Genomic DNA, 9,620 nt, shown 5'->3' on the forward strand with positions numbered 1-9,620 from the left:
CGACTACTCCCGGTGGTCCTCGTCCTCCAGCCCGACCTCCCGGACCTGTTCCACCGCGTCGCCCTCGTCCACGGGCGCCGCGCCCTGCTCGCGCTGCTGCCGCAACACCTCCAGGTCGTCCACCTCCGGCTCGACCGCCGCCCGGTCCTGGTCGGCGGCCTCCAGCACGGTCGGGGACTGCTCGTCCAGCTCGTCCTCGGGGTACTCCGGGTTCTCCGCATTGGCACGCATACCGCCAGTATCCGACCGAACCCCGGCGAAGCCGAAGCTTTCCGGCGGCGGGTCTCCCCATCTCCCCATCTCCCCGGATCCGGGCGGCGGGCCGCGGGCCGCGGGCCGCGCTCAGGACGCGGCGGGGGCCCGGCGGTTGGCGGCGGGGACGACCAGCGGGGTGCCGGTCTCCGGGTCCGGGATGACCCGGCAGGGCAGCCGGAACACCTCCTCGACCAGCTCGGCGGTCACCACCTCGCCGGGCGGACCGGCCGCGACCAGCTTCCCGTCCCGCAGCGCGACCAGGTGGGTGGCGTAGCGGGCGGCCTGGTTGAGGTCGTGCAGGACGGCGACCAGGGTGCGGCCCTGCTCCCGGTGCAGCCGGGCGCACAGGTCGAGGACCTCGACCTGGTGCGCGATGTCCAGGTAGGTGGTGGGCTCGTCGAGCAGCAGCAGCGGGGTCTGCTGGGCCAGCGCCATGGCGATCCAGACCCGCTGGCGCTGCCCGCCGGAGAGCTCGTCCACCGGGCGGTCGGCGAGCCCGGCGACCCCGGTGTCGGCCATCGCCCCGGCCACCACCCGCTCGTCCTCGGTCGACCACTGGCGCAGCACGCCCTGGTGCGGGTAGCGGCCGCGGGAGACCAGCTCGGCGACGGTGATGCCGTCCGGCGCGATCGACGACTGCGGCAGCAGGCCCAGCGTCCGGGCGACCTGCTTGGCGGGCAGCGTGGCGATCGACCGCCCGTCCAGCAGCACCTGCCCGGCGACCGGCTTGAGGGTGCGCGACAGCGCGCGCAGCAGGGTGGACTTGCCGCAGGCGTTCGGGCCGACCACCACGGTGAAGGAGTGGTCGGGGACGTCGACGGTCAGGCCCTCGGCGATGGTGCGCCGGTCGTAGGCGAGGGTCAGGTCGCGGCCGGCCAGGCGCGGCTCGGGCTGGGCCATCGGGGGCTCCGTTCGGGACGACGGGGTGGACGGGACGTGCGGGGCCGGGCCGTTCACAGGCGGCCGGCCCGGCGCTGGGTGGCCAGCAGCCAGACCAGGTAGCCGCCGCCGAGCACGCCGGTGACCACGCCGACCGGCAACTGGCGCTCGCCGAACAGGTGTTGCGCGGCGAAGTCGGCGGTGACCAGCAGCGCGGCGCCGGTGCACATGGACGCGGCCAGGTTCGGGCCCGGCGCGCGGGTGATCCGGCGGGCCAGCTGCGGGGCGGTCAGGGCCAGGAAGTTGACCGGCCCGGCGGCCGCCGCGGCCAGCGAGGCGAGCAGCACGGCGGCGCCCAGCAGCGCCACCCGCAGCCGCTCGGGCCGCACGCCCAGCCCGCTCGCCGCGTCGTCGCCCAGCTCCAGGGCGCGCAGCGCGGGGCCGCAGACCAGCAGCACCAGCGGGACGAGCACGGCCAGCGCGACCAGCAGCGGGCGGGCCTGCTCCCAGCCGCGGCCGTCCAGGCTGCCGGTCAGCCAGAGCACCGCCCGGGCGGCGTCCATCAGTTGGGTGCGGGTCAGCAGGTAGCCGTTGACGCCGGTGAGGATCGCCGCCGTCCCGATGCCGACCAGCACCAGCCGGGCGCCCTGCACCCCGCCGCGCCAGGCCAGCGCGTAGATCAGCACGCCGGTGGCCAGGCCGCCCGCGACCGCACCGCCCGCCAGCGCGGCACTGGACCCGCCGGCGACCACGACCAGCAGCGCGCCGGTGGCCGCGCCCTGGGTGAACCCGAGGATGTCCGGGCTGCCCAGCGGGTTGCGCACCAGCGTCTGGAACAGCGCCCCCGCGAGCGCCAGGGCCGCGCCGACCAGCAGCGCGGTGGCGGCCCTGGGCAGCCGCAACTGGTTGACGACGAAGTCCTCGGCGGCGTTCCCGCCGCCGAACAGCGTGCGCACCACCTCGCCGGGCGCGATCGGGTAGTCCCCGCGCCCGAGCGCCAGCACCCCGACCCCCAGCGCCACCAGCACCGCCACCGCGCAGACCGCCAGCGCCCGCGGCCGGTAGCGCACCGAGAACCGGGCCACCCTCAGAGTCTTCATGCGCGGGCCTTTCCCCGTCGTGCGAAGTACAGGAAGAACGGGCCGCCGAGGACGGCCGTGACGATGCCGACCTGGAGTTCGCCGGGGCGGCCCAGGACGCGGCCCAGGACGTCCGCGCCGAGCAGCAGGACGGGGGCCAGGACGGCGCAGTACGGGAGCAGCCAGCGCAGGTCGGGCCCGGTGAGGGCGCGGACCAGGTGCGGGACCATCAGGCCGACGAAGACGATCGGGCCGCAGGCGGCGGTGGCCGCCCCGCACAGCAGGGTGACGGCGGCGATCGCGGCGGCCCGCACCGCGGCGGGCCTGGCGCCCAGCGCCCGGGCCGCGTCGTCGCCGAGCGCGAGCGCGTTGAGCGGGCGGGCCAGGCCGAGCGCGAGCAGCGCGCCCGCGGCGACGAACGGCAGGATGCCGAGCACGGTGGAGGTCTGCGCACCGGCCAGCGAGCCGACCGTCCAGAACCGCATCCTGTCGAGCGAGGCGGTGTCCAGCAGCATCACGGCGCTGACGTACGAGTAGAGGGTGGCGTTGAGCGCGGCGCCGGCCAGGGCGAGCCGGGCGGGGGTGGCGCCGCGTCCGCCGCCGACGGCGTACACCAGGACGGAGACCAGGGCGGCGCCGGCCAGCGCCCACCAGACGTAGCCGGTGAAGGAGGTGACGCCGAGCAGGGCGGCGGCGGTGGCGACGGCGGCGGAGGCGCCCGCGTTGATGCCGAGCAGGCCGGGGTCGGCGAGCGGGTTGCGGGTGAGCGCCTGCATGACGCCGCCGGCCAGGCCGAGCGCGGTGCCGGCCAGCAGGCCGAGCAGGGTGCGGGGCAGCCGCATCTCGTGGACGACGGTGTAGCCGGGGGCGTCCGGGTCGAGGAGTCCGTGCCAGACCTCGGCGGGGCCGAGCTGCTTGGCGCCGAGGCCGAGGCTGAGCACCAGGACGGCGAGCAGCACGAGCAGCCCGGCGGCCAGGCCGAGCGCGCGGGGCGAGCCGCGGCGGGCGGGGGCGGCGCCGGGTATCGGGAGGGAGCCGGTGGTGCTCAAGGGTGCTCCGGATCGGTCGGGGGACGGGTCGGGGGCCCCGGGGGGCTCCCCGTACCGCAACTTAGGTTAGGTTAACCTGCGTAACCCCGGCGGCTGCCGCCGGGTACCGCACCCCGGCGCCCCGTCGGCGTGCGGCTGCTCCCTGCCCCGAAGCGCCCGAACCGAGGTACCGCCATGCCGACTTCCCCCCGCCTGACCCGCCGCGGCCTGCTCGCCGCGGGCGGGGCCACCGCCCTCGGCGCGGTGCTCGCCGCCTGCGGCTCCTCCGGCGGCAAGGAGGCCGCGGGCGACAGCGGTTCGGCCGGCGGCGGCCCGTGGACCTTCACCGACGACCGCCCGCAGACCGTCACCGCGAAGAGCACCCCGTCCCGGGTGGTGGCCTTCACCGGCGCCGCCGCCGCGCTCGCCGACTTCGGCCTGGACAAGCAGCTGGTCGGCGTCTTCGGCGAGACCAAGGGCGCCGACGGCAAGGCCGACCCGCAGGCCGGCAGCCTGGACGTGGACAAGGTCGAGATCATCGGCAACGCCTGGGGCGAGTTCTCGATCGAGAAGTACGCGGCGCTGCGCCCCGAACTGCTGGTGACCCACATGTACGACCCGGGCGCGTACTGGTACGTGCCGGACGAGTCCAAGGACAAGATCCTCCAGCTCGCCCCGCAGGCGCTGGTCTCCACCGGCCGGGTCACCATCACCCAGCCGATCGAGCACTACGCCAAGCTCGCCGAGTCGCTGGGCGCGGACCTGAAGGCGCAGCAGGTCCTCGACGCCAAGGCCCGGTTCGAGAAGGCGTCCGAGGAACTGCGGCAGGCCGTCAAGGCGGCCGGCGGCGTCAAGGTGATGGCCTGCTCCGGCAGCGCCGACCTGTTCTACGTCTCCAACCCGAAGATCTCCTGCGACCTGATCTACTTCGCCGAACTGGGCGTGGAGTTCATCCAGCCGGAGAAGACCGACGGCGGCGACTACTACGAGGGCCTGAGCTGGGAGAACGCCGGCAAGTACCCGGCCGACCTGCTGCTGCTCGACCAGCGCTCCACCGCCCTGCAGCCCAAGGACCTGGCCGCCAAGCCCGCCTGGGGCCAACTGCCCGCCGTCAAGGCCGGGCAGATCACCCCGTGGGACGCGGTGCCGCGCTTCTCCTACGCCGGGTTCGCCCCGCTGATCGAGCGGCTGACCGCCGCGATCCAGAAGTCCCGCAAGCTGAGCTGAAGGACCGTCAGATGACCGGACAGGCCCAGGAGTACGACTTCTTCCCCGCGCACGTGGTGCGCACCCGCCGGCTCGGCCCGACCATGCTGCGGGTCACCTTCGGCGGTGGAGCGCTGCGCTCCTTCGCCGGCGGCGGGCGCGACCAGTCCTTCTCGCTCTTCCTGCCGCAGCCCGGCCAGGACGAGCCGGACCTCCCGTACGCGGAGGGCGAGAACTGGTTCGCCGCCTGGCGGGCGATCCCGGCGGACCGACGGGCCGTGATGCGCTCGTACACCGTCCGCGCGCAGCGGGCCGAACCGCCGGAGCTGGACGTCGACTTCGCGCTGCACGGCGTCGGAACGGACGGCCACGCGCCTCCCGGCCCCGACGGCCACCCGCCCGCCGGTCCGGCCGCAGGCGCGCCCGCCGGTCCGCCCGCCGGTCCGGCCGCCGCCTGGGCCGCCGCGGCCCGGCCCGGCGCCCGGGTGGTGCTGCTCGGCCCGGCCGTCGCCGACAACCGCTCCGTGGCCTTCCGGCCGCCCGCGGACACCGGTTTCGTGCTGCTGCTGGCCGACGAGACCGCGCTGCCCGCGGCCGGCGGCATCCTGGACTGGCTGCCGGCCGGCACCCGCGCGCTGGTCTGGATCGAGGTGCCGGACGCCGCCGACATCCAGGACCTGCCCGCCCCCGCGGGCGTCGACCTCACCTGGCTGGTGCGCGCGCCCGGCACGCCCTCCGGCCTGCTGCCGGCCCTGCGCGCGGCCGAACTGCCCGAAGGCGCCCCGTACGCCTGGATCGCCGGCGAGTCCGGCACCGTCAAGGAGCTGCGCCGCCACCTGGTGCGCGAACGCGGCGTCGACCGGCGGGCGGTGGCCTTCTCCGGCTACTGGCGGCGCGGCGCCTCCGAGGACCGGCTGCGCGAGGAGGCGTACGCCCGGCCGTCCTGACGCCCCTCCCTCCCTTCCTCCTTCCGCAGGCCCGCCCCTCGCCGGGGCGGGCCTGCGGCGTTCCCGCCACAGCGCCTTAATGCCCCATCAATGCTCTTGCAAGAGAGTTGCAATAAGGTGGCACTCGCAACTGACCCTCCGTCCGACCGAGAAGGGCTGCTCAGCCATGGGTGCCTACACGCTGCCTGACCTCCCGTACGACTACTCCGCCCTCGAGCGCGCGATGTCCGCCGAGATCCTCGAACTGCACCACTCCAAGCACCACCTGGCGTACGTCAACGGCGCCAACTCGACGCTCGACCAGCTCGCCGAGGCCCGCGACAAGGAGCAGTTCGGCTCGCTGGTCGGCCTGCAGAAGACCCTGGCCTTCCACCTCTCCGGCCACGTGCTGCACTCGCTGTTCTGGGAGAACCTCTCCCCCGACGGCGGCGACCGCCCCGAGGGCGCCCTCGCCGACGCCATCACCGAGCACCTCGGCGGCTTCGACGCCTTCAAGCAGCAGCTCACCGCCGCCACCGTCGGCGTCCAGGGCTCCGGCTGGGGCATCCTCTCCTGGGAGCCGCTCGGCAAGCGCCTGATCGTCGAGCAGGTCTACGACCACCACGGCAACGTCGGCCAGGGCACCGTCCCGCTGCTCGCCTTCGACGCCTGGGAGCACGCCTACTACCTGCAGTACCGCAACGTCCGCCCCGACTACGTCACCCGCCTCTGGGACGTCGTCAACTGGCAGGACGTCAGCGCCCGCTACGCCGCCACCCAGGCCTGACCCGCCCCGGCGGGGGCCCGGCGCCCCCGCCACCCGGCCGCGCCCCGCCCTCCCCCGGCGCCCCACGACCCGGCCGCACCCACTCCCCCTCCCCGCGCCCGCACTCCCTCCCCAGCCCTTCCGCCCTCCCGACACCCCCGCCACCCAGCCGCACTCACCCCCCCTCCCCCGCCGTGCCCTAGCGTGGGATCCATGAACGGGGAACGGGACGACGCGACGCGGGAGTTCGAGAGCCACCGGGCGCGGCTGTTCGCGCTGGCCTACCGGATGCTCGGCTCGGCCGCCGAGGCCGAGGACACCGTGCAGGACGCCTACCTGCGCTGGCACGGCGCCGCCCCCGGGCAGGTCGCGGCGCCCGGGCCGTGGCTCAACAAGGTGGTCGCCAACCTCTGCCTGAACCGGCTCACCTCGGCCCGGGCCCGCCGCGAGGAGTACCCGGGCACCTGGCTGCCGGAGCCGGTGGCCACCGGGGCGCTCGGCCCGATGGAGCGGGCCGAGCAGCGCGAGGCCGTCTCCTTCGCCGTCCTCACCATGATGGAGCGCCTCTCCCCGCCCGAACGCGCCGCCGTCGTCCTGCGCGACGCCTTCGCCTACAGCCATTGGGAGATCGCCGGCGTCCTGGACTGCACCGAGGCCGCCGCCCGCCAGCTCTACCACCGCGGCCGCAAGCACCTCTCCGACGGCGCCCCGCCGCCCGGCGGCGTCGACGCCGAGCAGAACGCCGCCCTGCTCGGCCGCTTCCTGCGGGCCGCCTCGGACGGCGCCCTCGACCAGCTCGAACAGCTCCTCACCGAACAGGTCGTGGTCTGGGCGGACGGCGGCGGCAAGGTCCGCGCCGCGCTCCGGCCGGTGCACGGCCGCACCAACACCGCCCGCTTCCTGGCCGGTCTGTTCGAACGGTTCACCACCGGCGTCCGGTTCGAGGTCGCCGAGGCCAACGGCACCCCCGTCCTGCTCGGCTGGGAGGGCGACGCGCTCACCTCGCTCGGCCAGGTAGAGGCCGGCCCCGACGGCGTCACCGCCATCCGGATCCTGCGCAACCCGGACAAACTCGCCCACTACGCGGACCGGCACCGCGCGCTGTCACAGAACGGCTGACCGTCCGGTTCCTTCCGGGGAGAGCACCCGCCCCCCGCCCGGAAGGAACCGGACCATGACCGACCGCCCCGACCTCCCCCTGCTGGTGACCGGCGCCACCGGCGTCCTCGGCCGCGAGGTGCTGCGGCACGCCCGCGCCACCGGCCGCCCGGTCCGCGCCCTCACCCGACGCACCGCCCCGCCCGCCGACGCCGACACCCACTGGTGCACCGGCGACCTCACCGCCGGCACCGGGCTCGACCCGGCGTTCACCGGCACCGACGCGGTGATCCACTGCGCCAGCGACCCGCGGCACCCGAAGAGCGACCTGCCCGCCTTCCGCCACCTGCTGGAGGCCGCCCGCCGGGCCGGCGTCCGGCACGTCGTCAACATCTCGATCGTCGGCGTCGACCGGATCCCGCTGGCCTACTACCGGATCAAGCGGCAGGGCGAGGAACTGCTCGCCGCGTCCGGCCTCGGCTGGACCAACCTGCGCGCCACCCAGTTCCCGCAACTGCTGGACGGCATGCTCCGCCCGCTCGGCCGGCTGCCCGTCCTGCCGATGCCCTCCCGCACCCCCGTGCAGCCCGTCGACCCCGCCGAGGTCGCCGCCCGCCTGGTCGCGCTCGCCCTCGGCGACCCGGTCGGCCACGCCCCCGACCTGGCCGGACCCGAGACCCGCCCGGCCACCGACCTCGCCGCCGCCTGGCTCCGCGCCCGCGGCAGCCGCCGCCCCGTCCTGCCCGTCCACCTGCCCGGCCGCGCCGGCCGCCTGCTGCGCGAGGGCGCCCTCACCTCCCCCGGCCACGCCGACGGCACACGCACCTGGGACGACTACCTGGCCGCCCGGCACTGAACCGGAGGCCCGGGGAGCGGCGGGCCGCCGCCCACCGCTCCCCGGGCCCGCCCGCCCCGCTACCGGCTCACCGGAACGCGGGGGCGGCGGCCCGCGCCCAGTCCGCGTAGCTGCGCGCCGGACGCCCGAGCACCCGCTCCACGTCCGGGCTGACCCGCTGCTCCGCGGGCAGCGGCGAACCGAGGATGTCGAGGGTGCCGTCGAGCACCTCCGCGGGCACGAAGCGCGCCAGGTGCGCGCGGGCCTGCTCCCGGGTCAGCTCGACGAACGCGACCTCCGCACCGACCACCTCGCCCAGCACCGCCGCCTGCTGCCGGGGCGTGATCGCCTCGGGGCCGGTCAGCACGTACACCTGCTCCCGGTGCCCGTCCTCCCGCAGCGCGACGGCCGCCACCGCCGCCAGGTCCGCGGGGTCCACCACCGGCAGCGCCACGTCCGCGAACGGGGCGTGCACGGTGCGCTGCCCGCGGACGCCCTCCGCCCAGGCGTACGTGTTGGACGCGAACCCGCCGGCCTGCAGCACGGTGTACGCCAACCCGCTGTTGCGCAGCGCCGCCTCGAACTCGCGCAGCCGGAAGTGCGAGGCCGCCTCCGGCCGGGTCCCGTTGATCTGCGAGGACAGCATCACCACCCGCTCCACACCCGCCGCCTTCACCTGCTCCAGCAGCTCCGCGGCCGGCGCCCCGGGACCGTTCAGGTCACCGGCCAGCAGCAGGAACAGCGCGTCCGCCCCCTCCAGCGCGGGCAGCAGGCTCGAGAAGTCGGCCAGGTCCGCGGCCAGGTGCACGACCCCCTCCGGGAAACCCCCGTCCGGCACCTGCCGGGAGACCGCGGTGACCTGCTCGCCCGCCGCGACGAGCAGCGAGACCAGCGGACGGCCGACGTTCCCGGTGGCTCCAGTAACAACGATCATGATCGAGCTCCTCGGTTCAGCAGGGCCCAAGTCCCTTGTCCTCACGGCCTCTTCGGCCACGTCCACGACGCTAACACCGGGGGGCTAAAGGTCACCTAGAGGAAACCGACCCCCCACCCCCGACCCCCTCGACCGCCCCTACAGTGGGCACCCGGACCACGACCGACGAGAGGACCCCCGGTGGCCACCCAGCACCACCCCATGACCAACCTCCCACCCGGCAGCCCCGCCGCCGCCCAGGCCTGCCCGATCACCCCGGTGCTCGACCTCGTCTTCAGCCGCTGGACCACCCCCATCCTCTGGACCCTCACCCACCTCGGCCGCCAGCGCTTCGTCGAACTGAGCCGCAACCTCGGCACCGTCAGCGCCAAGGTCCTCACCCAGCGCCTCCGCCAACTCGAACGCGACGGCCTGGTCATCCGCACCCACCACGCCGAAGTCCCGCCCCGCGTCGACTACGAGATCAGCGAACTCGGCCGCACCCTCACCCCCCTCTTCGCCGCCCTCACCGACTGGTCCGAACACCACCTCCCCGCCGTCGAACAGGCCCGCACCACCTTCGACACCACCCACCCCTGACCCGCCCCGCCCCCCACCCCCGGAAACGCCAAGAG

11 protein-coding genes are annotated in these 9,620 nt (G+C 75.5%); 6 read left to right on the top strand and 5 right to left on the bottom strand.

Translation table 11 applies throughout. The features are described 5' to 3' along the window. Positions 1-3: 3 nt before the first annotated feature. From IH44_RS0129730 to IH44_RS0129745, 4 genes are all read right to left on the bottom strand, one after another. Complete coding sequence (locus tag IH44_RS0129730) at positions 4-231, bottom strand: hypothetical protein (RefSeq protein WP_030462854.1); 228 nt, start codon at positions 229-231, stop codon at positions 4-6. 111 nt (positions 232-342) lie between these two features. Beyond that, a complete protein-coding gene (locus tag IH44_RS0129735) occupies positions 343-1,155 on the bottom strand; it encodes an ABC transporter ATP-binding protein (protein WP_030462855.1) in 813 nt (270 codons plus the stop codon). Between the two features lie 53 nt (positions 1,156-1,208). Next, positions 1,209-2,234 carry an iron chelate uptake ABC transporter family permease subunit gene (locus IH44_RS0129740; protein WP_030462856.1) on the bottom strand — a complete coding sequence of 342 codons (1,026 nt, stop codon included), beginning with the start codon at positions 2,232-2,234 and terminating at the stop codon, positions 1,209-1,211. Next, complete coding sequence (locus IH44_RS0129745) at positions 2,231-3,262, bottom strand: iron ABC transporter permease (RefSeq protein WP_051817509.1); 1,032 nt, start codon at positions 3,260-3,262, stop codon at positions 2,231-2,233. Before IH44_RS0129745 ends, IH44_RS0129740 begins: the two co-directional genes overlap by 4 nt. Before the next feature lie 174 nt (positions 3,263-3,436). Between IH44_RS0129745 and IH44_RS0129750 the strand changes: the two genes are divergently transcribed. The 5 genes from IH44_RS0129750 (at position 3,437) to IH44_RS0129770 (ending at position 8,093) form a co-directional block, all read left to right on the top strand. Next, a complete protein-coding gene (locus IH44_RS0129750) occupies positions 3,437-4,468 on the top strand; it encodes an ABC transporter substrate-binding protein (RefSeq protein ID WP_030462858.1) in 1,032 nt (343 codons plus the stop codon). A gap of 11 nt (positions 4,469-4,479) precedes the next feature. Further along, positions 4,480-5,394, top strand: coding sequence for a siderophore-interacting protein (locus IH44_RS0129755; protein WP_030462859.1), 915 nt, complete (start codon positions 4,480-4,482; stop codon positions 5,392-5,394). A 166-nt stretch (positions 5,395-5,560) separates the two neighbouring features. Beyond that, positions 5,561-6,160, top strand: coding sequence for a superoxide dismutase (locus tag IH44_RS0129760; RefSeq protein ID WP_030462860.1), 600 nt, complete (start codon positions 5,561-5,563; stop codon positions 6,158-6,160). Positions 6,161-6,352: 192 nt separating this feature from the next. Further along, entirely contained in the window at positions 6,353-7,258 is a 906-nt protein-coding gene (sigJ, locus tag IH44_RS0129765) for an RNA polymerase sigma factor SigJ (RefSeq protein WP_030462861.1), read from the top strand. A gap of 55 nt (positions 7,259-7,313) precedes the next feature. Then, positions 7,314-8,093, top strand: a complete 780-nt coding sequence (locus tag IH44_RS0129770) for an SDR family oxidoreductase (RefSeq protein WP_030462862.1) — start codon at positions 7,314-7,316, stop codon at positions 8,091-8,093. A 67-nt stretch (positions 8,094-8,160) separates the two neighbouring features. Here IH44_RS0129770 and IH44_RS0129775 read toward each other — a convergent pair whose 3' ends face one another. Then, a complete protein-coding gene (locus tag IH44_RS0129775) occupies positions 8,161-9,006 on the bottom strand; it encodes an NAD(P)H-binding protein (RefSeq protein ID WP_030462863.1) in 846 nt (281 codons plus the stop codon). 201 nt (positions 9,007-9,207) lie between these two features. On the opposite strand from IH44_RS0129775, the gene IH44_RS0129780 reads away from it, so the two are divergent. Continuing rightward, complete coding sequence (locus tag IH44_RS0129780) at positions 9,208-9,585, top strand: helix-turn-helix domain-containing protein (RefSeq protein ID WP_030462864.1); 378 nt, start codon at positions 9,208-9,210, stop codon at positions 9,583-9,585. Positions 9,586-9,620 lie beyond the last annotated feature (35 nt).

The sequence above is a fragment of the Kitasatospora sp. NRRL B-11411 genome, assembly GCF_000721345.1.
Classification (GTDB): domain Bacteria; phylum Actinomycetota; class Actinomycetes; order Streptomycetales; family Streptomycetaceae; genus Kitasatospora; species Kitasatospora cineracea.

Bases quoted from the DNA above. Each gene is read 5' to 3' on its own strand.
- IH44_RS0129730 (WP_030462854.1), bottom strand. From the start codon at position 231: ATGCGTGCCAATGCGGAGAACCCGGAGTACCCCGAGGACGAGCTGGAC.
- IH44_RS0129770 (WP_030462862.1), top strand. From the start codon at position 7,314: ATGACCGACCGCCCCGACCTCCCCCTGCTGGTGACCGGCGCCACCGGC.
- IH44_RS0129755 (WP_030462859.1), top strand. From the start codon at position 4,480: ATGACCGGACAGGCCCAGGAGTACGACTTCTTCCCCGCGCACGTGGTG.
- IH44_RS0129750 (WP_030462858.1), top strand. From the start codon at position 3,437: ATGCCGACTTCCCCCCGCCTGACCCGCCGCGGCCTGCTCGCCGCGGGC.
- IH44_RS0129775 (WP_030462863.1), bottom strand. From the start codon at position 9,006: ATGATCGTTGTTACTGGAGCCACCGGGAACGTCGGCCGTCCGCTGGTC.
- IH44_RS0129760 (WP_030462860.1), top strand. From the start codon at position 5,561: ATGGGTGCCTACACGCTGCCTGACCTCCCGTACGACTACTCCGCCCTC.
- IH44_RS0129740 (WP_030462856.1), bottom strand. From the start codon at position 2,234: ATGAAGACTCTGAGGGTGGCCCGGTTCTCGGTGCGCTACCGGCCGCGG.
- sigJ (WP_030462861.1), top strand. From the start codon at position 6,353: ATGAACGGGGAACGGGACGACGCGACGCGGGAGTTCGAGAGCCACCGG.
- IH44_RS0129735 (WP_030462855.1), bottom strand. From the start codon at position 1,155: ATGGCCCAGCCCGAGCCGCGCCTGGCCGGCCGCGACCTGACCCTCGCC.
- IH44_RS0129780 (WP_030462864.1), top strand. From the start codon at position 9,208: ATGACCAACCTCCCACCCGGCAGCCCCGCCGCCGCCCAGGCCTGCCCG.